19 protein-coding genes and 1 riboswitch are annotated in these 24,140 nt (G+C 41.1%); of the genes, 6 read left to right on the top strand and 13 right to left on the bottom strand.

The features are described from left to right. Positions 1-139: 139 nt before the first annotated feature. The 6 genes from MiAbW_RS07925 to prfC form a co-directional block, all read right to left on the bottom strand. Entirely contained in the window at positions 140-1,684 is a 1,545-nt protein-coding gene (locus tag MiAbW_RS07925; RefSeq protein ID WP_151695648.1) for a methyl-accepting chemotaxis protein, read from the bottom strand. A gap of 91 nt (positions 1,685-1,775) precedes the next feature. Further along, positions 1,776-4,931, bottom strand: coding sequence for a tubulin-like doman-containing protein (locus MiAbW_RS07920; protein WP_151695647.1), 3,156 nt, complete (start codon positions 4,929-4,931; stop codon positions 1,776-1,778). 17 nt (positions 4,932-4,948) lie between these two features. Next, positions 4,949-6,073, bottom strand: coding sequence for a vWA domain-containing protein (locus MiAbW_RS07915; RefSeq protein ID WP_151695646.1), 1,125 nt, complete (start codon positions 6,071-6,073; stop codon positions 4,949-4,951). A gap of 463 nt (positions 6,074-6,536) precedes the next feature. Then, positions 6,537-7,568, bottom strand: coding sequence for a GntR family transcriptional regulator (locus MiAbW_RS07910; RefSeq protein ID WP_151695645.1), 1,032 nt, complete (start codon positions 7,566-7,568; stop codon positions 6,537-6,539). 200 nt (positions 7,569-7,768) lie between these two features. Next, the gene (locus tag MiAbW_RS07905; RefSeq protein ID WP_151695644.1) at positions 7,769-8,482 is read right to left on the bottom strand and encodes a lysophospholipid acyltransferase family protein; all 714 of its coding nucleotides are present in this window, start codon (positions 8,480-8,482) and stop codon (positions 7,769-7,771) included. 294 nt (positions 8,483-8,776) lie between these two features. Continuing rightward, positions 8,777-10,411: a peptide chain release factor 3 gene (gene prfC / locus MiAbW_RS07900; RefSeq protein WP_151695643.1), complete on the bottom strand. Its 1,635-nt coding sequence runs from the start codon at positions 10,409-10,411 to the stop codon at positions 8,777-8,779. A gap of 138 nt (positions 10,412-10,549) precedes the next feature. Here prfC and MiAbW_RS07895 point away from each other — a divergent pair, with 138 nt between their 5' ends. Next, positions 10,550-10,789, top strand: coding sequence for a type II toxin-antitoxin system HicB family antitoxin (locus MiAbW_RS07895; protein ID WP_151695642.1), 240 nt, complete (start codon positions 10,550-10,552; stop codon positions 10,787-10,789). 16 nt (positions 10,790-10,805) lie between these two features. Here MiAbW_RS07895 and MiAbW_RS07890 read toward each other — a convergent pair whose 3' ends face one another. The 4 genes from MiAbW_RS07890 to MiAbW_RS07875 form a co-directional block, all read right to left on the bottom strand. Next, the gene (locus MiAbW_RS07890) at positions 10,806-12,176 is read right to left on the bottom strand and encodes a DNA cytosine methyltransferase (protein WP_151695641.1); all 1,371 of its coding nucleotides are present in this window, start codon (positions 12,174-12,176) and stop codon (positions 10,806-10,808) included. Between the two features lie 235 nt (positions 12,177-12,411). Further along, positions 12,412-14,427, bottom strand: a complete 2,016-nt coding sequence (locus MiAbW_RS07885; RefSeq protein WP_151695640.1) for an ABC transporter ATP-binding protein — start codon at positions 14,425-14,427, stop codon at positions 12,412-12,414. 51 nt (positions 14,428-14,478) lie between these two features. After that, entirely contained in the window at positions 14,479-15,651 is a 1,173-nt protein-coding gene (locus MiAbW_RS07880) for a glycosyltransferase (protein ID WP_151695639.1), read from the bottom strand. Between the two features lie 224 nt (positions 15,652-15,875). After that, positions 15,876-17,213 (bottom strand): ArsB/NhaD family transporter, encoded by a 1,338-nt coding sequence (locus MiAbW_RS07875; RefSeq protein ID WP_151695638.1) that lies wholly within the window; start codon positions 17,211-17,213, stop codon positions 15,876-15,878. A 229-nt stretch (positions 17,214-17,442) separates the two neighbouring features. After that, positions 17,443-17,572, bottom strand: a riboswitch (cyclic di-AMP (ydaO/yuaA leader). A 188-nt stretch (positions 17,573-17,760) separates the two neighbouring features. On the opposite strand from MiAbW_RS07875, the gene MiAbW_RS07870 reads away from it, so the two are divergent. After that, positions 17,761-18,339: a DUF3172 domain-containing protein gene (locus MiAbW_RS07870; RefSeq protein ID WP_151695637.1), complete on the top strand. Its 579-nt coding sequence runs from the start codon at positions 17,761-17,763 to the stop codon at positions 18,337-18,339. A gap of 30 nt (positions 18,340-18,369) precedes the next feature. On the opposite strand, the gene MiAbW_RS07865 is transcribed toward MiAbW_RS07870, so the two are convergent. Both MiAbW_RS07865 and MiAbW_RS07860 read right to left on the bottom strand, forming a co-directional pair. Next, positions 18,370-18,687, bottom strand: a complete 318-nt coding sequence (locus tag MiAbW_RS07865; RefSeq protein ID WP_151695636.1) for a P-II family nitrogen regulator — start codon at positions 18,685-18,687, stop codon at positions 18,370-18,372. 73 nt (positions 18,688-18,760) lie between these two features. After that, positions 18,761-19,741 carry a sodium-dependent bicarbonate transport family permease gene (locus MiAbW_RS07860; RefSeq protein ID WP_151695635.1) on the bottom strand — a complete coding sequence of 327 codons (981 nt, stop codon included), beginning with the start codon at positions 19,739-19,741 and terminating at the stop codon, positions 18,761-18,763. A gap of 234 nt (positions 19,742-19,975) precedes the next feature. On the opposite strand from MiAbW_RS07860, the gene rimI reads away from it, so the two are divergent. From rimI to MiAbW_RS07835, 4 genes are all read left to right on the top strand, one after another. Next, the gene (gene rimI, locus MiAbW_RS07850) at positions 19,976-20,554 is read left to right on the top strand and encodes a ribosomal protein S18-alanine N-acetyltransferase (RefSeq protein WP_151695633.1); all 579 of its coding nucleotides are present in this window, start codon (positions 19,976-19,978) and stop codon (positions 20,552-20,554) included. A gap of 38 nt (positions 20,555-20,592) precedes the next feature. Beyond that, positions 20,593-21,783, top strand: coding sequence for a glycosyltransferase family 4 protein (locus MiAbW_RS07845; protein WP_151695632.1), 1,191 nt, complete (start codon positions 20,593-20,595; stop codon positions 21,781-21,783). A 95-nt stretch (positions 21,784-21,878) separates the two neighbouring features. Next, positions 21,879-22,496: a CP12 domain-containing protein gene (locus MiAbW_RS07840; RefSeq protein ID WP_036388153.1), complete on the top strand. Its 618-nt coding sequence runs from the start codon at positions 21,879-21,881 to the stop codon at positions 22,494-22,496. Between the two features lie 97 nt (positions 22,497-22,593). After that, positions 22,594-23,100 carry a DUF1269 domain-containing protein gene (locus MiAbW_RS07835; RefSeq protein WP_151695631.1) on the top strand — a complete coding sequence of 169 codons (507 nt, stop codon included), beginning with the start codon at positions 22,594-22,596 and terminating at the stop codon, positions 23,098-23,100. 225 nt (positions 23,101-23,325) lie between these two features. Here MiAbW_RS07835 and MiAbW_RS07830 read toward each other — a convergent pair whose 3' ends face one another. Beyond that, positions 23,326-23,733: a hypothetical protein gene (locus tag MiAbW_RS07830; protein ID WP_151695630.1), complete on the bottom strand. Its 408-nt coding sequence runs from the start codon at positions 23,731-23,733 to the stop codon at positions 23,326-23,328. Positions 23,734-24,140 lie beyond the last annotated feature (407 nt).

The following is a 24,140-nucleotide window of genomic DNA, read 5'->3' as shown; positions in this document are numbered from 1 at the left end:
GATTATAGGACTGAAAAAGTGCCAAGAGGAGAAATAAACTCAGAATCATGAAAGCATTGGACATTAAATCGGTAAATGCGGGATAAACATCCACCGATTTATCTTCATCCCGGTAGTAGGTACGTCTAGACATAATTGCTTAGAATGGTTTTTTGATACTATCAGATACTTGATTGATTTCTTTTTCCATCTCAGATAAAAAAGAATTTTTCTGTTGATTGCTAAGATTAATAATTTGGTTTAAGATGGCTTGTATATCTCTGAGATAACTGACTGTTTGCTGACTTTTCTCAGCAATAACTTCTCCTTGATAATTATTACGGCCAACTTCTTGAGAAATTAATCGACTTAACCGGTCGCCTAAAGCAGTTAATTGGTCTGAGTTATTGTTAATATTGTGAGTAGTTTCTAATAAATTGTTTTGGATTGACTGAAGAGAAATAAGTAGTTGTTCAGTCCTTTCATTGAGAACAATGTTTAAATTTTGACTTTCTTTACGAATTGATAGAGAAGACTGTCCTAAATTTTTAATTTCCGCTTCTACGCTTACCAAGCTTTTGAAAGTATTATGAACACTATCTGTTGCTTGACTCATCAATTTAGTTAAACTATCTATATGTTCCACTGTCAGACATAACTTAGCATGAGTAGAATATAACTTTTCAGAAGTTGCGACTAAATTATCAGTAACTTGACTATTAACTAATTTATCAACTGTCGATTTAAAGTTACTAACGCAGTCATCCAAACTTTGACCATATTTAACAAAGTTTTCGTGGTGAATTACCTTATATAGTTTGTTGACATTTTCTTCAAAACTATTCGTAGAACTCTTAAAAGTCGATGCACCGGTAGATAAAGTTCCTGCGGTTTCAGTTAATCTTTCACAAACCTGGGTGACTAATTTAGCGGTTTCCTGATTACCATCATCAATTTTTTTAGCAACTTTTCCTAAAGAAGATTCTAATACTTTCGTCACCTTATCATGAAAGTTAGTTAGAAATTCCTCTTGTTTCTCCACCATGCGATTAACCGCTTTATCCAAGCGACTATTCCCTTCTACAGTCGGCTGCAAGATGTTATCTAAATAGTCTTCTAGGGAACTAATTAGATTTACTTTAGCAAGGTTGGTATTAAAGATTAAGTTAATCACAGTCAGTAAAGAACTACAAGCTAAACCAATTAAGCTAGTGATAAAAGCAATCCCCATACTTTCTAGGGGAGTTTTGAGCTTTTCTCCTAAACTTTGCAAATCGACATTATTAATATCGATAAGTGTGCTGATTCCCGTCAGATTGAGAGTAATTCCGAAGAAAGTTCCCAACAAACCAAAAGCGAGGAGGAGATTGGGTAACACTCTTACAAAATAATCCCATTTCTCGCAGCTGAGGGATTTAGACATAAAAGTAAATTGTTCTTCATGGTATAAACCATCTACCAAAGCTGCGGTATTAACATCATCTAGTTGACTACTGGCTATCTTAAATCTATTCTCTAGATTAGAAATAATTTTAGGTTGAACCCCGCGACTTTCTCCCCGAATTAAACGCTTGACTTTTGCGGTTGACTTTTGGAGATATTTATAGAGAGCAATCCGGATTCCCACAGCTAAGACGGTGGGAAAAATAACCAAGACTAGAGTTAAAACAATCAGATAGGGAGGAAAAAGGTTAAGTAATGCCATGATAGTTATTGGATACCTCGAATTGTGGTTGATAGAGAGAGTTGGGGATGAATGTTTCCTCAGATAGCTGGGGAAACATTATTAAGATTGATTAATTTGACCATTCATCAGTAGTGCTAACCTCTGCGGGTAAACTGGGTTGACTAATGTTATTGTTTGTTCCCAGTAAAGTTTGTTGCTTTTGCTGTTGTCTTTCGAGTTTTTTCTGTTCAGCAGCACGTTTTTCTAGTTCCATTTTTAGTTGATTAACAAAACGGGTGATAATTCCTTCTTTTGCCTCCTGTATATGATTTCCATCTTGTCCAGCTACCTTATTTTTGTAGCGATAATTGGGGTGATGGTCAGGTAAATTTTTGACATTGTTGACAAAATAGCTGACGTTCTGGAAATAATCACCCTCGTTAGTAAATAATAGGGGAGGATTAGCCAAAATCTTATTTTTTGCCTGATTAAGCAGTATCTGTAAAGCATTAATCAGGTCATTACGAGAAGCAAATTGTTCTAAGGCAAGTCGCCAATTACCGCTAATGTCAATGATGGACTTATTGTTAAATAAATCGCCTTCGATGACTAATTGATAAGTATCATCTTCCTCATCGTATTCTAGTAAACCGAGAGCAATTGCGGGATAGAAAATAAACTCTAATTCCTCAATTAATTTGGCAGGTGGTGGAATAATATCAGCAAAATCTATCCTGTAATCGTTGTGTAAAATGCTGATTCTCTTTTGGTCTTGATAGATTTTTTGCAACCCAGATAAATCAGTAATGATTCTTAGGGGAAACCCACCAAACTCGTAGGTAATTAGGATTTCTTCGTCGGTTTGAATTGATTCAAAAGAAGTCCCCAGATTAATATTTAAATCAGATTCGAGAGTCTTCATAAATCTTTGCATGGTGGGTGAATTATCATCCTTAGTCCCAATTAGTAATGCTTTATCTGGTTCCAAGCGATAGTAAGCATCATTAACATTTATCGGTAACATTAAATCAGCTTCTCGCAGAATTTGCGCCAAGCGTTCAGGAAAATCATGGGGTTTATATTGACCCATAAATCGCTTAATTACTGCATCAATTTTATTAGTGCTTACTGATTGAAACTGTTTCTCGATTGTTGCTGTTAGGGTCTCTTTGAGAGTTTCATTATCAATAACAAAAGATTGGCTAAATAAACTGAATAGGGAAGTATTATAGCCTAAATTATTGGTGACTTTTTGGCTAACGGAAATATATTGAGTTCGGGAGTTACTGTCAGGGATACAGTTATCAATATTCTCCTCTGGGAAAATACCTTCCCCAGTCATCTCGTCGAGATTTAACTGCATTAACTCCTGTTCGTATTTATCGTATTCTGTGATTAGCTGATATAGGGATTCTTTCAGTTGTTGTATCTGCAGCATTCGACTAGAAATATGCTTGAGAATCGCTTCAACAATCTTTCTGGATTCGCGATTGATGCTGAAATTAAAGTTATGCTGAATTAATTTTTGTCCGCTTTGAACGTAGTCTCTTAACTCGGACTTGATTCTCTCACTATTGGCATTTTTATTGAACATCTTGAAGACAGACTTTTTCCCGTTTATATCTTCGAGAGTTTGTTTAACATTTCGCCAAATATTATCGATTTTTTCCGAGGAATGAAACCCTTTATTATCCTGAGATAATTCCTCTAGATTCCCCTTGTAGGTATTAATCTGTACTTGTAAAGCGACCAAAAAAGATAGGCTATTTTCCAAAGAAAATTCTAAGCTATCAGGATTAAGAAGAATCTCCAAAAATTGGTCAATATCTGACTTAAAATTTTCGATTAACTTAGGTTGAGTTTGTTGGGTCAGAGTTAACCAGATTCCGCGACTGCTATCTGTTTCTCCTCCTTGTACTTTGCGAAACTCTTTTTCTAGGGATTGCTTGACGGTTTGGGGTAAATTCTCCAAATCTTGACTATTGGATATTTCTTCCTCTAGGGAATTTTTCCAAGCGGTTAAAGTCTTAGAAAAAGTTTTATTATTCTCTAGGGTTGCTTCTTCCAATCTGGCAGTAAAATAATCCTTATTACTTTGGGTACTCCAATTAGCTAGGAACTTACTTAATAACTCTTGTCCACTGGGACTTTGACCATATCCCTCTAACCAAAATTTAATTAATTTGAGACTAAAACGATTGAGACCAATCTGCACAATTCGGTCGCGAGTAAAATAAATCCTCGCTAGTCCAAAGGACATATAACCTTGACACATCTGAAAAGGATGATTATCTTTACGAATCATCGGGTCTTTATGGTTATCCCGATTTCTTTTGATGGGGAGAGATAACTCATCGGCAAAATCCAAGAAAATCTTGTAAGCAATGACATTACATAATTTACCTTTGTTATTAATCTGGTAATCTCCCGCAGTGCGATTAGAAACTAAGTAGGCAAAATCAAAAGGAGAACGTTTTTCATCGATGTGGACGAAATTTTGTTTATCATAACAGGCTTGAAAGGAATTACTTTCATTGGTATAATGATCTAACTCTTTCAAAGCTGCATAGGTATTAGCTCTCATAATTGCCCCATCACCATAAAGTTTAGGACTAATTACCAAATAACCAAAGGATGTATATTCGTTGGTTTGTTGTAAAATATGACGCAAAGTGTAGGCCACATCGAGGAAAATACCGCTACCAGTTCCCCCACACAAAGAACCGACAATAAAGACATTTAACCCCTCTTGGACATTAAAACTTTGACCGTTAACTTTACCGCTAAACATAAAGGATTCATGACCAGAAGTTCGTCTTTCCGCTGCTTCAATTGCCTCTTGAATTTTTTGATAGTTATGGAAGAAAGCTAAACGACCGACGGGACGAATTCCTCCCGCACCATTTTCAATGGAAGTTATTTGTTTTTTTAGTCTTGGGTCTAACCAGCTTTCAATATGGGAAAAGGGACTTTCAAAAAGGGTTTGGTGTTCAAGTTCATAGATTAGATTGTTAACATCCTGAGCATTCATATTAATGAATACTCTTTCAGCAGCTGATAGAAGAATTTCTTCCCCGTGATAGCTATTTCCTGTGGGTAAACCCGAACCATTGAAAGCATTTTTGTCTGTGTCAATATGAACAAAACTGACAACGGGTAGGTTAGATAACTTCCCATACTTATCAATAATAAAGCGACGAATTCTCATTAACACATCTCGACCAGTACCACCTAATCCGATGATAATTGTCCGTTTGATAGCGCGGGTTTGACTGGTGTTAGCCATGGTTTAAATCTCCTGAGTTATTTTTTGCTAATCTGAATTTGTAGGTCGAAATCTTGATGGTTATGGTGATAAGTTAAAGTTAGGGAATTTTTATCTATCTTCACCTCCTGAGTTAGTTGATTACCTCGATAAAAAATCTCCGCTTGTCGAGTGGGTTTCAGATATAACTGATTACCGCGTCTTTCTAAGTAGCAGCGAATTTCTTCCCCGGCACGAGAAAAGGTATTCTTCTTGTGTTCTTCACCACCGATGTTAATTTTTCCGGATGTTTTTAAAATATATTTTTGGGTTTCATCCTCATCCTGATCAGATGAGACTTCAATAGTCCAAGCAGTATTTAACCGCCACCAGTGACGAATTCCAAAAATACTCGCTACTATTCCCCCAATTCCCGTTAATGTAATTACCAATGCTGGCAACCATAACTGACTGAAGAGATAAGGATTAATCAAACAGGTTTCTTGTCCTCCCGGTGCGGGAGTGCAGAACTCCTGTGCTGTGGGAGCAATATCGACAACTGATAGTTTATATTTATTGCCGTTAGTGGCGGTAATTTCTTGGGTTCTTAGATTAATTGGTAGGGAATTAAGCCAGTTTTGTCTTTCCAAGCTTTCGGGAGAGTCAGCAAGACGAAAAGGGCTATTTTTTGGGGTTTCTATCCACTGTTGTGAAGTAATCCCCGCACCAGTAGAAAGGGGTGCATCGGTAATCCAAACTACCGACTGGGGTTTGATAGCTTGATTGGCAGCTAAACGACACTGATTTAAGCGTGCCAGTTGAGTATAAACGTGCCATTCTGCGCGCTGAATATCGGTATTTTTAGCACTTTGGCTAGATTGCCAAGGAATAGCTTTTAAAACCGCGTCTATATCTTCCTGACTCCGAATTAAAATCGGTTCTGCAATCGGTTGAACATTATCAGCAAAGGGGACTAAATAAACGGAATCGTTATTTTTTAAACTATCGCGAATAATTTGACCGAGGCGCGTGCGTCCTTCATCATTAAAGTTAACACTACCGGTAAGATCGATCGCTAGGATAACATCTCGTCCTTGCCAACGAGCCACCAAATCTAATCCCAGTTTTTGCCAATCGGTAAGCGGTTCCCCGGGGGATACCGTTAAACAGTCAGCACTTTTCATTTAGCCTCGTCCGAGAGTGAAAAATTGAGCTTATCCCTATCCTTACCCCATTGTACTAAAAAATTAATACTTCTTAAAAGTTTTTTTTGCTTTTATTCTCGACTTGCTCTAGATCATTGTCAATAGGAACCATAGAGTAAACTAAATTTTTCTGACTCGATTGGCAGCATAGATTAATATTATGGGTGCATCTCAGATTTGCAGAAATACCGACAATTATTACATATATATCAGCAGCTGCCTGTAAGCATCTCACCGAAAAACTGATGTGCAGTCTAGTGAGTGGAACGAACCACTCCAGACACAAAGGACACAAAGATCGATCACTACTATATAAGTTAAACTTATCACACAAAGAATAAGAGAGCCAATATTATTCAATTAAGTAACTTTGATTACAGTCTTTCTCATCAAGATGAAGTATGACCTAATCTGGTATTGAGGACAGATATAAGCTTATCCTCTAACCACCTAATCCTAATTCTCGTCTGAGCAATTGAATTGATTTATCCCCAATATAATTATCACTACAGATAATTTCTGGCAGACGAATTAAATCCGATCGCACTTCATTAATCAGATTTTTAATTACAGTATAACTCGCTTGATCGCTGATAATTGTCTGGGAAGTTCGGGCTAAAACTCTTAACTTATCCGTTTCATGAATTTGGGCGGACATAACTAATAAATCATCGCCCCGTAAACTATGAATTAAAACTTCGGCCACCTTAATAATACCAGTGCTAATACTGACAATCCCCAAGCGGCTATCGGTGGGTAATTTTTTGATTAATGCCAATTCCTTGCTGTAATCATAGATATCGATGGGAATGACTCGTAGGTGAAAAGGAGCGGCAATTTCCTCCGCCACACTGATAAAATAGCGACTGGTGACAACAGTAGCAGATTTAGTATTGGCTAAAACTTGGGCTAAATCCTCCATTGCCACTAATTGGACGGGAATTTTGAGGGATTGCTCTAATTCTCTCAACATTAGTTCTCCTGCACCCAAATCGTGACGGGGAATGGTGACAAGAACTTGAGAACTACACTGCGATCGCCAATCGATTTCCGCCAGTAATAACTCGCGAATTTGCTCTAAAGTTAAACCTTGAGCGAGAAAACCAGCCAAACTCTGGCGAATTAGTCGGCCTATTTCTGGATTTTGTTCCAATAGGGGCGAACCCGATAAATTATCGTTTTCATGCCCGCGAGCCTTGACATAAATCCCCGAACCTGCTATGGATTCTACTAACCCATCTTCTTCCAGTTGCTGATAAATTTTACTTATCGTATTACGGTGTAATCCCGTGATCATAGCTAGTTGACGGGTACTAGGTAAACGATGTCCTGGTGGATATTGACGAGAGGCGATAGCGAAGCGAATTTGGTCAAATAATTGCTTAGAGGCGGGTATTTCACTGTCTGGCTGGATTTGGAACTGCATCGGATCACTTCGCTCACAAACTACTTTCGCTGATGCCCATTCTATCATTAGACCTCCTGCAATAATCGGACATCTGCACCGATCTGAGGGGTTTCCGAGGCAGTATTCAGGAGTCAGAAGTAGAAAAGACCAAGATATTACTTATTTAAACCAGAAAAGCCACTTTTTTACTTAAAAATAGTTAGACTAAGAAGTTTAAGATTAACTAAGTCCCTGAAATCCCACTCATGGGGTAGATAGTCAACGGCTTATTGAGGTGATTGATCCTCGTGGAGAAGTTTTAAGCGATCGCTCAAGGTTTTGGTTAAGCGGACAGTTTCCCGTTTTAGCGAGTTTTGTTGATAATCAAGCACATTAATCCCTTGACCGATATTTACTCTCGCTTCGCTTCCCCATCCGGGGTAAGGCTGATTATAACTAATACTTACTGGCAAAATCTTCATATCTGCATCGGGTTTCATCGTCTTAACTTCCAACGCGATCCGCGCTACCCCCGGTTTAAGGGGATGAACCACTCGATCGCGACAGATACCCCCTTCCGGAAAAATCGCCACCATTTCCCCCTCGGCCAAAAGTTCGACACTATGCACCAGACTACCCATACCGGGGTGATCGGTGTTGACGGGAAAACCCCCCAAACGTCGGATAAACCAACCTTGCACCCCTTTCATCTCATTAGCGGAAACCATAAAGCGCAAATCCCGTCTACTAACTAAGCGTCCCACCGCATAGGGTAAAATCAGCGCATCCCAACGAGACCGATGGGTAGGTGCCAAGATGACACCCCCCGTTAGGGGAATATTTTCCTGGCCCGTAACCGTTATTTTGCTGAAAAAAGCTGGTAAAACCAGATAATTTCCCAGAAAATAACAAAAGCGAATTAAACAGGGATTAATTCGGGAATTGACAGCAGGACTTTTTCTAATGGTGAGGGACTCGTCAACGATAGTGCTTTGAGACATCCGATTGTTAGGAAAGATCGAGACTTTCTGACCACTTCCACTTTAGTGCAGTTGTCTGGGGGTCGCTATCTTGTCCTGACCAGTTCGGCAATTGTCTTGAGGGATTAATAAACCTTTGGCATAATTAGGGTTTGCGGCAAAAAGTTCTTCCCGGTGGCAGGGTGTGGGGTGTAGGGTATAGGGAAGGAAACCTCTTTCATCTGTGGGGGTGAAAATTGTTTCATCGGGACTGACTGCTGGCTACTGACTCCTAACCCTAACAACAATTTTTGATTTTTACAAGAGGTCTAATGGTTAGGATTGGGGTTGTACTCCCGCTCCTACCGGTGCGATCGAGTTTAATTGCAAAGAGGGATGATCTTCTTTGACTTGCTGTAAATTCCACTCATTTTTGAATAATAAGACGGGACGACCCCAATAATCTTTGACGGTTAAAGTATTAAAGAGTTTACCTGCTTTTTCTAAAGCAGCCCACCCCCCGGCGACCCAACGGGCTAAACTATAGGCTAGGGGTTCGAGGGTAGTTTCGACTCCGTACTCGCTTAAAAGACGGAATTGCACCACTTCAAACTGTAATTGACCGACAGCGGCTAAAATCGGGTCGCGTTTAAATTCATCGATCGAGGATAATATCTGTACGGCCCCTTCTTCCTGTAATTCCGAGACTCCTTTTTGAAACTGTTTGAACTTGGAAGGGTTAGGATTTCTGAGATAGGCGAATAATTCGGGAGAAAAACAGGGAATACCTTCGTATTCGAGCTTTTTACCCATATAAATGGTATCACCGATCGCAAAGACCCCGGGGTTATTCAATCCGATCACATCTCCGGGATAAGCTTCTTCAATAACTGCCCGATCTTGGGCAAAAAGTTTCTGAGGACGGGATAAACGGATAGTTTTACCAGTTCTAGCGTGGTTTACTACCATATCCTTCTCGAATTTCCCCGTACATACCCGCACAAAGGCCACCCGGTCGCGATGTTTGGGATCCATGTTTGCTTGCAGTTTGAAGACAAAACCAGTGAAATCGGGATAGGTGGGATCAAGGACACCGAGGGAGGAATTGCGTCCTCTGGGTGCCAATCCATAGTCGAGGAAGGATTCTAGGAATAATTTCACCCCAAAATTGGTCATGGCGCTACCAAAAAAGATCGGGGTCATTTCTCCTGCGTGAACTGCTGGCAAATCCAATTCTGCACCCAATTCCGAGAGTAGTTCTATATCCTCTTTTAACTGGTAATACAGGTCTTTTTCGAGATAATCCTCAATTTTGGGGTCGCCAAGCTCGATCACGGTTTCCTGCGCCTCCTGAGAGCCGTGGGAGCGACGTTCAAACAGGTGTATGGTCTGGGTTGCTCGATCGAAGACTCCCCGAAAGCGATCGCCAATTCCGATCGGCCAATTGACGGGATAGGTCTGTAATCCTAATTCTCGCTCGATTTCGTCCAATAAATCCAGAGGTTCGCGGCCGGGCCGATCCATTTTGTTAACAAAGGTAAAGATGGGCAACTGTCGCAGTTTGCACACTTCAAAGAGTTTTCTCGTTTGGGGTTCCAAACCTTTGGCCGCGTCAATTAACATCACCGCATTATCGGCAGCGGCTAGGGTACGATAGGTATCTTCGCTAAAATCTTGGTGGCCGGGAGTATCGAGGAGATTAATCTGAAAATCACGATAATCGAACTGTAAAACCGTGGAAGTAATCGAAATTCCCCTTTGTTTTTCCATTTCCATCCAGTCGGAGGTGGCCTTGCGTTGGTCGCGTCTTGCTTTGACTGCACCCGCTTGATGGATTGCACCCCCGTATAGTAACAGTTTTTCGGTCAGGGTGGTCTTTCCCGCGTCAGGGTGGGAGATAATGGCAAAATTTCGCCGTTTTTCCAAGACAGCTTCGCCGGTTTCTAGTTCTTTTTCAATTTCGGTCGTCATTCTAATTTCGATCGCTTTCCTATCTTTCTATTCTAGTTTAGCTGGGGAGTTAATCCGCTCAAAAAATCGATCGCTCCGGGAAAAGTCATTAAAAAAAGTCTCTGCTAGGATAATTTACAATCCACAACTGATAGTGTTATGAGTGATAATACCAAACAAATTTATAACTACACCGTTATTCTAGAAAAAGAGTCAGACGGTGGTTATCACGCTTTTTGTCCTGCGCTTCAAGGTTGTCATTCTCAAGGAGACACTTTTGAAGAAACGATTGTCAATATTACAGAAGCTATGGAATTGTACCTCGAAAGTTTGATAGCTGATCATCAACCCGTTCCCAAAGAAGATTTGATTTTTAAGCCTTTAAATATTTTAATATGAGTCAGTATCCCGCGGTTTAATAATCGGTCTGAATTATTTCCAGTAAATTTCTAGCCACTGCCTCCACCACTGTTACAGGAACAGCGTTTCCGAATTGTTTTTTAGCGATAGCTGGCTGTGGATGATAGATAAAATTATCGGGGAATCCTTGTAATTTACGCGCATCTTGGGGAGTAATTTCTCGAAAGTTTTTGGGTTTATAGATTTTCTTTAAAAACAATTGTTTGTATTCTTGGGGATGAGTAGCGGTAATTGAAATAGTAGCAATATAATCTTTAGCACCCGTAGCGGTTAGGGTAGGAATAATATCGGCTGTCGGTAAAATAATCCGATAAATGCCGTTAATTCCCGTCATATTTTTCGAGTTAATGAATTCATACTTACCCTCCTGCGTTTGCCAACAAATCCCCAGAGAAACTAACTGATTTAGTTCCTCGATTTTTAGGTCGGGTATAATTTCTAAAAAAGCAGAAAAAGCCACGGGATGACCATCTTTTTCGCCATACTTTTTACTGCGTCTTAATTTCAGCAAAGCTAAACAGATACTTTTTTGTCGTTCCGTAGTTTTGATAATATCCCAAGAATGAATAGTTGTGTGGCCATTTCTTAAATCAGAAAAAATAAAGAAGTCATTTAATTCATCTTCTTTTTGAAAACGAGTTCTCGATGGAGGAACAAAACCATTAAATAAAGTATCCGCCGATAACTTGACTTTCTTAATCGGTTGAATATTTTTGATGTCTTCTAAAATATCTAAAACCTTGGGATGGATACCCAAAGGCAAGGGAAATTTAAACCGCTCATAGTTATCTATATTTTTTCTAATTCCTACGATAAAAACTCTCTCGCGATTCTGGGGTAAACCAAAATCGTAGGCATTTAATAACTGCCAGTAAACTTGATAACCACAGCTAGTTAATTCATCGATAATTAACTCTAAATTCTCACGATTGCGAGGACTAGCTAACCCACTGACATTCTCGAAAATAAAGCTTTTCGGTTGACTTTTCTGGACTAATTTAATCACATCAAACCAGAGTTTTCCCCGGGGATCTTCAAATCCCCGTAAACATCCCGCCACCGACCAAGGTTGACAGGGAACGCCGCCGACAATAAGATCAAGATTATCGGGTAAATTGCTGATTTTACTCACATCTCCGAAAGCAATTTCATCGCTGTTGAGATAGCTAATAAAATTTTGTTGATAAACTTGCATGGCCTGTTTATCGATTTCTGAATAGCCTAAACAACGTCCTCCCAATTTCTCCAAAGCGATCCTAAAACCACCGATTCCTGCGAATAAATCGACAAAACGATACTGGGGATGGGTAATAACTAGATGTAGGGGTAATTGGGTTTGTGTGCTGACTTTAACTGTGGTTTTCAAGGGTAAATAATTCCTTTTCACCGTCTGGGAAGATGCCTATCTGTACTAACTATTTTAGTATAAATTAAGAGTTTTTTTCCAGAGACCTCCTGCAAATTTCCTGTCTTGAAAGAGGGTGTGGGGTGTGAGGTGTGGGGTGTAAGGAAGGAAACCTCTTTCATCTGTGGGGGTGAAAATCTTTTCATCGGGACTGACTCCTCACTAACTACGACAATTTTTGACTTTTGCAGCAGCTCTATCGAGTCGAGGAATACTCGTAGTCTTCGATAATATGAAGAAGTCGCATGGCTGAACTACAGGATTCTTCTAAAATTTCCTGTTTCTCCTGAGAATCATCGATTAAATCCTCAGATACCAGACGCAGAGAACCTAAAAGACTATTAAGACTGCTTCTCGCTTCGTAGGATAAATAAGCTTTTCTTTTTTGCTCATCTTCCCTATTCTTGGAGTCGTCCTCTTTGCTATCACTAAATTGGAGAGAGTGTAAACGGGCATAATGACCACCTTGAGCTAATAATTCCTCGTGATTGCCGATTTCTGCCACTTTTCCCTTGTCCAGCACCACAATTTGATAGGCTTTTTGAACTGTGGAAAGACGGTGAGCGATCACAAGAGTAGTGCGCTCGCGACAGAGTTCATCGATCGCTTCCTGTACTAAACGCTCAGAAATTGTATCCAAAGCACTGGTGGCTTCATCGAGAATGAGAATATCCGGCTCTCGCAGTAAGGCACGAGCGATCGCTAGTCTTTGTTTTTGTCCCCCCGAAAGTCTCACTCCCCGATCGCCAATTTCCGTATCCAGTCCTTCCGGCAGTTTGGAGATAAACTCGTAGGCATTCGCCCTTTTTGTCGCCTCTAAAATTTCTGCATCACTAACATCGCTTAACCCGTAGGCAATATTAAAACGCAGAGAATTATTAAAGAGAAAAGTGTCTTGACTGACTATTCCCATCGCTTTTCTCAGAGATTTTATCTCATAATCCCTTAAATCTTGACCGTCAAAAAGAATCCTCCCGGCTGTAGGATCATAAAAGCGTGGTAATAAATCGGCAATTGTCGATTTTCCCGCCCCCGAAGCACCAACAAGAGCGATCATTTTTCCTTTTGGAATCCAAAGATCGATGCCCTTGAGAACTAATTCTTGATGACCGGGATAGGAAAATTGGACTTTATCAAAATGAATACCTGTCTCTAATCTTTGATAGGGAATAGAGCCATTAGTCATAAATGGTTTATTCTCTCGAATGAGAAAATCCGCTACCACCTTTACTGCGGAAACATCACCCAATAGACTACTCCTAGCACCGTTAATTTGACCAACTATCGGCAAGGCCCGGAAAAGTACATAGAGATAGGTCAATAAAATTGTTGCTAAAGCTTGCAGTTGTTCATTGAAAAGATAACGACCAGCAATAATAATTAAAGCAATAATAATAACTCCACCGATCTCATTAAGCGGGGCAATTATAGCATTATTAGTCTGGGCATCTAAACCCGCTTTCTCCCGGGCTTCGATATCCTCTACAATAGATTCTAATTCGTATCTTTCATTGCCTACCGCTTTAATTAGGCGAATTCCCGTTAACAGTTCCAACAGTTTATTAGTTTGCTTTTTAGCCGTTACGGTGATAATCTCTCCAAACTTTTTCGATCTCTTGACAAAATATTGATTAAGCAGAGCTAAAAAGCCGCCCAAGATACTAGAAAGAATAGTTAATTGCCAAGAAATTGATAATAAAATAGCTAAGTACATGAAAGCTGTGGCGATGATCTTAATCAGGTTTATGTAATTTCTAATTGACCCCACAGCTCGATTAATCTCGGACATAAAACGATTAAAAATATCTCCTATTTTACTTTTTACATAATAATCTATATCCACTTCTAGTAGCAGAATAACTGAATCAATTCGCATATCTTTTGCCATAATCAAAGATAAGTAAGTGCCAAGCAAGCTACTGAAAAAATTGGTAATATGCTTGAGAATTAAAATCAATAATATCGCTGCAAACATCCAGAAAAAACGAGTATCGACCGAGAAAACCTCGAAAACCGAGAGCAGTTTTTTGATAATTTGGGGGGCATTTTTTAAGATATCATTTTCGGGATAAATAAAAGAAATTAGTAAGGGGATAACTAAAATAGCTCCTACCCCATTAAATATGGTACTGGCAAAGCCGATAACAATGCTGGAAACCACTAATATCCAGTGTTTAAGCGTATATTTAAGGAGAATTTGATTAGGATTCATCAGAAGTAATAAAGTAAATAGTCAACGGTCAATTATCCTACTCGCTAGACTCTAATATTTCCCTTCCAGAGAAGTAATTATGCCAGAGAGAGTTGTCGCCATGGCGGTGGTACTATAGGAGGCAATACAGCGCTCTCTCGCTTTTAGTCCTCGTGCATTAGCCGAGTCGAGATGATTAAAAACTTCGCTAATCATAGCAGCTAGTTGCTCTGGCGATCGAGGTTCGACTAAATAGCCAATATCAGCTAAAATTTCGGGAATATCTGCCACTTTAGTGGAAATAATCGGTTTAGCCATGGCCATACCATCGGTGAGTTTAATCGGAAATTGGGCGTTAGCCGTAGCTTCATCCCTCTGGGGAACGATAATAGCATGGGCAGCGGCGACAACTTCCGCCATTCGATCGATCGGTTGAGCAGGCAAATGAATTAACCAAGGTTGACCTTTTTCTAACAAACTATCCAGATAGCCATCCCCGATTTGGCGACCTCCCACCACCACCAATTTAAAATCAGGATCACCAATTTGATCTAAAGCGATTAAGACATCTTCTAAACCTTTGTGAGGTCTAGCTGTACCCGGGAACATTAAGACTTTATAGGCAGATAAACCGTATTTTTGACGACAAGCGACAGGATCGTAGAGATTGGGATCGAAAAGTTGCGTATCCTTGCCATTAGGTAAATAAATCCCCCCGTAACGCTTTTGCAAAAATTGATTATTAACCGTCACCGCATCAGCTTGATTAATTACATTTTCCATCCAGCGCAGATAAAGAGGGTGATTCGGATCCCTAAGCGCACCATTTTTTTTGAGGATATCCCTAGCTAATTGTCGGGGATGAGGACGATAGGACCATCGATCACCGCCAAACCAACTCATTTCCCAATCGTCAATATCGAGAATTAGGGGACGTGGGGAAAAAAAACGTTTCAGTAAACCGATGCCGAAACTGGTGGGACGGGGTTTAACCGCATAGATAATCTCTCCGGAGAGGCGATCGAGTAAAGTTTTGATCTGGCCAAAAAACTGGGGATAATTATTGCCTTTGACCGATACCACGGGTAAATTCCCCAGTGGGGTTGGATAGATTTCCTGGCCAAAAATCGGACCATAAACCGTCACCTGACAGTTTAGCTGTTGCAAGACTTGAGCAATCAAATAGACTCTTGTGCCACCACCACCGGATAAATCTGGTGCTAAAACAGAGATTTTTGTGTTCACGATCGCCGATCAATCCAGATTATCTAGCACGATAGGAGAATGTTAATCAATGTTAACGTTTTTGTCAATCTTAGGCGGACTTAACATTAATACCCCCAGAGATAAGCTGTTCGTCATTTAAAGTGCTTGTTGAGACGAGGCAAGAGGCAAAAGGCAACAGTAAAGCGATTGGGGGAGGTTCGGCTAATCTAAGAATAAGCGGTTTAAATGCGTCTTAGCTTAGATTAGACCAAGAAAACTAACATATACATAGCCGAGACGACTAACTGAGTAAACATCACTGGTAAACCGTAGCGCAGAAAGGTATGAAAGCTAATTTTGCCCCCGTGTTGTTCGGCGATGCCGGCGGCGACAATATTAGAAGAAGCCCCTACTAAAGTACCATTACCTCCTAGGGTGGCTCCATACATCATCGCATAGAAAAGCGGTAAAACTTCCGGGGGAAAGGAACCGGCATAATCAGGAGAAAGAACCTCCGTCCCGACTAAATTAACATTAACCAGGTACTGTTTCAGCAGTGGAACCATGGCCACCACTAGGGGAATATTGGGAACGACACTGGAAACAAGTCCGACAAAAAACAGCAAGACTAGAGAACCTAAAAAGATATTTTTGCCTAAAATTATCGCCAGAAGTCCCGATATACTATTAACCACCCCAGTTTTTTCTAAGCCGCCAATTAGGACAAAAATTGACATAAAAAATAATAGGGTACTCCAGTCCACATCCCGGAGAATATTATGCACCGTATCGATTTTCGATTGCTGGGCTAAAAGTAGGGCTAAAGTAGCCCCCATCAAAGCAACTGCCGCCGGAGAAATGGGTACGGGAAAAGATTCACCGACGACGAATAAAAATAAGACTAAAAAGACGATAATTCCCCCCACTGCTAAGACGCGAGGATGATTAATCTTCGGATGGTGTAAGTCTTCTAAATGCTCAAATTTTGTCCGCCATATTTTGGGGAATAACCAAGGTAACATAACCAGAATGGTAATGACTGCCAAGGCACCGCCTAAACTCAAACGCTGTAAGTATTCCATGAAGGTGATATTAATAGAATCACCGACGATATAAGTAGCGGGATCACCAACAATAGTTAATAACCCAGAACTGTTGGCCACGAAAACCATCAGGATTAAGAGCGGCACAAAATCCACGCCTATATCTTGAGCTAAGGGGGGAATTAGAGGTGCTAATAACATCACCGTGGTAGCGTTGGGCAATACCGCACAGATCGGGGTAGTAATGGCGACAATTCCTATTAGTAATAATTTTCCCTGTCCCTTGGCTAAAAGCACCATTTGTGCTGCTAAATAATCAAAAATTTTCGTTGGTTCAAAGGCTCTCACTAACACCATCACCCCAAAAAATAAGGCAAGAGTGGCATAACTGCGACTGATATAACCCACCGCCTCCTGGAGAGTCATGATATGGGTAAAAACTAAGATTAAAGCTCCTAATAAAGCCGCTACAGTAATATGAAGCCACTCGAACATAATAACCACGATGACTGCAACAAAAGTTATCGCAGCAATCCACATCGGTAAAGATTCCAGCATTTTTGATCCTGTTTTTACTCTCGGTTTCTCGATACGACTAAAAGGTTGCCCGAATGTACAGCAAACTCATAGAAAATATGGTTATCTACGGAAAATCTTAAAATTGTTGTGATCGGTAAGCTGACATGAGAATCACCATAAACAATGTCTCCTTTGAGTTATGACTATCAAGTAGTACCAGCGACATAACTGAACCGATCAAGACATTGCTAGGAATGTAGTGATGTTTCAGTCTTCCCCCCCACGCCGACGAAGTTAGCTGACGGGCTAGGATAGAGAGATATCCTTTTCTAGGCTAAAAAATCTAGAAATACGCCCCAAATATGGTTCCTCCGCTCCGAATTTGTCTAGCTAATATCTAGCATAGAAACTTGGATTAGGCTGACTTACTCTATTTAGTGATCCACCATAACATACTAACCCAAAAAAAACTATATAGCCCTATACTAGACCTATCCTGTCGGTTATCCCCCCGGTTGCTAAGATAGAACAATGATAAGCTAATAGCTAACGACTGACCGCCATAGCAGCCACATCAGCAATTTCTATGAATAGAAGACCTCGTTATACTCCTCCCCGATCGCGCGAGCGTGATTATGACCGATCCTATGGCGATGACTCTCGCGCTTCGTCTTCCGGGGGCCTATTGGCAAAATTAAACTATGCCATGATCGCCCTGATTGGCGGTATTTTTGTACTAGGAGTGGGTCTAGGTCTGGTATTCAGTTCTACCGCTAATTTTAGCCCCGAAAACGTCGCTTCCCGGGAAGTAATAGATCGCAGCGCCCCCAATGCGGAATTATGCGTGCAATTTGGGGCCAGCGCCATTGTCACCGATTTGCGGGTTTATGTCACCCTTAACCCCTTTAATGTTTTTGTCACCCAACCGGTTATGCAACCCGGTTGCGTTTTGCGACGCAATAACTGGTCAATTTTAGAACAACAAAAATTAGTCGATGGACAGCAGGTACAAAGTTGTAAAAACCGGATGAATACCTTTGGTTATACTGGCCCCCTGGAAGGCAAACCGAAAATCGATTGTATCTTCCAAAATGAAGCTGGGGGTAATCTTTTTGTTAATCCCGCCGGTGCTGTTGGTCCCAGACCAGATACAGATAAATTCTAAACTAGAAAAGATCTTTCTCCTGACTGATGTCTAATGACTTAGCCATTGAGCCGTAGTCACCACAAAAATTCCGCCAGCTTTTTTTAAAAAAGGCTGAATTTTATCGATCAGAAGATCAAGTTCTTCGTCACTATTACAAACCGTCATAATGTAGCTACCACTGTAATCACAATTCAAGTCATCACAGGATAAACCTCGATCGCCTTTTCCCGAAGTATTGCCAAAGACGGTATAACCGGAAACTCCGACAACATCAAGAATGCTTAAGGTTTCTTCCAGAAAAGCATGACTAACAATTATGTCCACTTTTTTGACGGTTTTTAGGGAAGGATGCGGCGATTTAAGCATGGTAGTTAAGTAAAAAAGGTACAAGTGAAAGAGAAAAATTTTGGCAGGAATTATTTAAAAACCGCCGGGCCTTTTAGACTCCACAGCCAATGATTTTGATCATCTCTAGGTACAGAGGAATACCGATGATGATATTGAAAGGAAAAGTTAAAGCCAAGGCCATAGAAACGTATAAACTAGGATTCGCTTCAGGAACAGTCATTCTCATGGCCGCAGGAACAGCAATATAAGAGGCACTGGCACACAAAACAGCGAATAATAAGGCATTGCCCTGTTCAAATCCGAGAACCTTCGCGATGAGAATCCCCACCATAGCATTGATGACGGGAATAAATACCGAGAAACCGATGAGAAAAGCACCAGTTTTGCTTAATTCTCGGATTCTTTTCGCCGCCACTAATCCCATATCCAGGAGAAAGAAAGTCAAAGCACCATAAAAAATCTCTTGAGTGAAAGGTTCCAATTTTTCCCAGCCTTTTTCCCCCGTCAGCATACCAATAATAACACTACCGACTAAGAGAAATACCGAACCATTTAAAAAGGCTTCATGTAAAACCTTTGACCAAGAAAACGCTTCTTCTTGGCCATTTTTCTCTTGAAAGACTCGCACCAGGATTAAACCCACTACAATCGCCGGCGATTCCATTAAAGCTAAGGCCGCTACCATGTGACCGCCATAGGAAATATGAAGTTTTTCTAAAAAAGAACTGGCGGTGATGAAAGTAACGGCACTAATGGAACCATAGGCGGCTGCAATCGCTGCTGCATTGGCACTATCGAGTTTAATTTTCAGGATAAAGAAAGTGTAAATGGGAACGATGCAAGCCATAACCACAGAGGCAATCAAAGTTAAAGCAATTTGGTTATTGATGCCACTTTCCGCTAGTTCATAACCTCCCTTGAACCCAATCGCCATCAACAGATAGAGAGAAAAGAGTTTAGGCAGTGGTTGGGGAATCTCTAGGTCGGATTTAAAAAATACTGCCAGCATTCCCAAGAAAAAGAACAAAACCGGCGGATTGAGAATATTGAACAGGATTAAGCTGCCATCCATAGGTTTGCGTACATTGAGTTATTTCAATCTATACTATTCGATTTTGACAATATTGAGAAAATGTTAAGAAGCCGATTAAAACGCTTAACGATGGCCGCTCAAAAAAATTAAGATGGACGATGTTTCAGTGATCGGTGATCAGTTAAGCTGTACTGAATCTAAACTGCGTCTTGAAAATTTTAGTACAAATGCTCGAACTGCCTCTCCTCGCTCCCTTCTCCCTTTCCCCGATAAATGCAAAAAATCCAGCTTAAAACCCCAAAATCTGCCCATCTTGCCGCCATGGTGTCCATCGATCGCAGCAGTCTAGGGGGCATTTGGACCCTATCCGGTTATGAACGGGAATTAAACAGCCCCAACAGTGAATTATTAATTCTTACCCTGGACCAGAAGGACGAAACCCTAATCGGATTGGCTTGTTTTTGGGCAATTCTCGAAGAAGCGCATATTACCCTCCTGGCAATTTATCCCGACTATCAAAGACAAGGATTAGGAAAACTGCTTCTCTACAAACTGCTTGAGAAGGCTGTACAAAGACAACTGGAAAGGGCTACGCTAGAGGTGAGGGTATCGAACCAGTCAGCGATCGCACTCTACGAGCATTTTGGCTTCCGCGTCGCTGGAGAGCGGAAAAATTATTATTCGCAAACTGGTGAATCAGCCCTAATTTTCTGGCGCAACGATCTACAAACGGCCGCTTTTCAGGAACAATTAAGCAAGTGGCGACAAGAAATCCTCTCCAGACTGGCGCGGGGAGAGTGGGAATTAGAGGAAGAAACCAGAGCCAAAATAGATACCATGGGGATGTCATGATTACCTACAAGCTTAAATCAGGTCGAGGTTAGGGAAAAATGAGGATTTTAGTGTTGGCGTGGGAATTTCCACCGCGATTAGTGGGCGGTATCGCCCGTCATGTCGCCGAACTCTATCCCGAAATCGTCAAACTTGGTCATGAAGTCCATTTAATCACGATCGAATTCGGTCAAGCCCCCAGTTACGAACTGGTGGAAGGTATTCACATCCACCGCGTCCCCGTACCCCCCGGCAATGACTTTTTTCATTGGGTGGTCAACATGAATAACAGCATGGGGCAACAAGGCGGCAAAATAATCGCCGAATACGGAAAATTTGACCTTGTTCATGCCCACGATTGGTTAGTAGGGGATGCGGCAATTGCCTTGAAACATCTCTTTAAAATACCCCTGATTGCCACTATTCACGCCACGGAATACGGACGTTATAACGGACTGCACACCGACACCCAACGCTATATCGCCGGCAAGGAGGGAACCCTCGTCTATAATGCTTGGCGCGTCATCGTCTGTACCGGCTATATGCGTCATGAAGTCCATCGGGCCTTGGGCGCACCTTGGGATAAAATCGATGTGGTTTATAACGGTATTCGGGCCGAGAAAAAGCAAAGAGACCCTAACTTTGATTACCAAGCTTTTCGTCGTCAATATGCGGGCGATCACGAAAAAATCGTCTATTACGTCGGGCGCATGACCTTTGAAAAGGGGGTTTCGGTGTTACTCAACGCTGCCCCAAAAGTCCTCGCTCAGACCGAGGCTAAAACTAAATTTGTCATTATCGGTGGCGGCAATACCGACAAACTCAAACAACAGGCTTGGCATCTCGGTATCTGGCATCATTGTTATTTTACGGGCTTTATGTCCGATGAAAACCTCGATCGCTTCCAAACCGTGGCCGATTGTGCCGTTTTTCCCAGTCTTTACGAACCTTTTGGCATTGTCGCCCTGGAAAGTTTCGCCGCTAGGGTTCCCGTGGTAGTTTCCGATACCTGCGGTTTTCCCGAAGTAGTCCGTCATGGTCAAACGGGAATCGTCACCCGGGTCAATAATCCTGATTCCCTCGCTTGGGGCATTTTGGAGGTTTTAAATCATCCCGGATACGCCCAAGAATTAGTTAATAACGCCTACGAAGACCTAGAAAAACGCTTTCATTGGGCGAATTTAGCCCGTCAAACCGAGACAGTATATGGTTTGGTCGTCCAAGAACGACAACTGGTGGAATGGCGTTAATCAGGGATCGGTTTTTTGGCCGTCGGCCGTCAGTATTAGGGGTCAGTTTATACCCTAAAATAACAAAGGCACAACTTAACTTCTCCAATCCAAATATGACTATGAAAGCAGCTGAAATTATGACCACGGAGGTGGCCAAGATTAAAGGTTCTGAAACCGTTGCCAAAGCGGTACAATTGATGAGAGAAAAGAACATTAGAACTCTCATTGTTGATCGCCGTCACGATGAAGATGCTTACGGAATTATCACCGAAACCGATATTGTCTATAAAGTCGTCGCTTTCGGTCAAGATCCGCAAAAAGTGCGCGTCTATGAAGTAATGAGCAAACCCTGCATCGTGATTAATCCCGACCTCGGGGTTGAATATGTGGCCCGCTTATTTGCTAATACCGGTATTCGTTTCGCACCGGTAATTAAAGGCGGTTTGCTCGGTGTTATCTCTGTTAGTGACATCCTCCATAAAGGTAACGCCGTCGAAAAGCCCCGCAGTCTTGATTTAGAAGCGGAGATTATCAAAGCTAGAGATATTGCCAGGGCAGTCTGTGCGGAAAAAGGCGGAAATTCTCCCGATTGTGCCGCAGCTTGGGATGTTGTTGAGGAATTACAGGCAGAATTGGCACACCAACGCGCTAAAAAACCAGAAAAGACCTATTTTGAGGAATACTGTCAAGAAAATCCCGATGCTTTTGAAGCGCGTATTTATGACACCTAATCTCCATGGTTTTTCGGTATTCTCCGATACCTCAAATTTTTTAATCCGGCAAAAGTAGTGTATAAAGGTTTTATTTGCTAATAATCGAGGAAAAACTATGGCTGATCTATTTGTCATCGCCTATGAGGACGAATTTAAAGCGGAAGAAGTTCGTTTAACTTTGGCTAAACTGCAACAGGAACATCTGATCGAGTTAGAAGATGCTGCCGTAGTGGTTAAAAACAAAGATGGCCAGATTAAACTCAAGCAAGCGGTCAATTTAACAGCAGCGGGAGCCGCTAGTGGCAGTTTCTGGGGATTATTAATCGGAATGCTCTTTTTATCCCCTTTATTAGGGGCCGTCCTCGGTGCTGCTGGTGGCGCTTTGGGAGGTGCGTTAAGTGATATCGGTGTGGATGACAATTTTATGCGCGAATTGGGAGAAACCATGCAGCCCAGTACCTCTGCTCTCTTTGTTCTCGTCCAAAAAGTTACCCCCGATAAAGTCCTCGATGAAGTGGCCCCCTACGGAGGTAAAGTGTTACGCACTTCTTTGACCAAAACCGACGAAGCTGAATTACAGAAAGTTCTCGACCAAAGAGGTGTTAAACCCGAAACGGTTTAGGATATGAGTCCATAAAAGCTAGAAAAAGGGAATATATTTCCCTTTTTGCTTTTTTAGATAATTTCCTGCTCTCATGAGGTATAAAAATTAATAGTATTAGTTATTAGTTATCAGTTATTTGAAGTAGTCGGACAAAATTAAAGTTAATCCTAAGAGAAGGGAACAGCGATGATTAATTAACAGCTTTTCTCATAAAACTGTTATATAGCAATTCTCTTGCTGAGATTAGGGATTACTGTCGATAAAAAAACTTCTAAATCCCACAGCTAGTAGGGAACCACTTAAGACAGTTATCAATGTCCAAATTTGATTTTTTTGGGTTCCTTCGACTTTCTCTAAGCGTTTATTCATGTCATCAAATTTACTATCAAGAGTTTTAATATCACCTTTAACTTCCGTGAGTTCAATCTTTAAATCAGTAGTATCTTTTTGAACAGTTTTGACATCAGCTTTCATGTCCGCTTGTCCATTCTCGATCACCTTCAATCGATTGTCCACCTCAATCAGTCGAGTTTCCATGGTAGTGAGTCGATTGTCGATCTCGTTGAATCGATGTTCGATTATCTTCTGTCCATTGAGGATTAAATCTTCTAGTCTTTTTAAATCATTATCCGTAGTAGTGGTGGTGGTCATTGATTAAACTCTTATAATTTCCCTTCGCTCTTATCTTTATTATTACAGCCTTTCTTATAAACATGAAGTATGATCGGATCTCTTGGGTTTGGTGGGTAAAATATATTATAGGATACATTCCTGCAGGCGGTCGCAACGCGCTCGCTACGCGAGACCAACTGGAACGAAACTTCCCAATCTCCTATACCTTTTATAGCGGTTCTCGTACCTGTGCGGCACACTTAAAGCTTTACTGATTAAGCTGTTTAAGGTCGAGAATGTACCTTTTGTGAATGGGAAACGCTATAAACAGGATTTATTATTAGTTATAGCTTTGCTGCTTGAGCAAATATATTCCCCGATCATCACTCCCGTTAGAGTGAGATAAGATTAACTCTTATTCCTCACCCTAACTACTAGGAAAAACT

The sequence above is a fragment of the Microcystis aeruginosa NIES-4325 genome, from assembly GCF_008974145.1.
Taxonomy (GTDB): Bacteria; Cyanobacteriota; Cyanobacteriia; order Cyanobacteriales; family Microcystaceae; genus Microcystis; species Microcystis aeruginosa_G.
The sequence above is the reverse complement of the archived record's forward strand: the minus strand, read 5'-3'. Positions and strand labels throughout refer to the sequence as shown.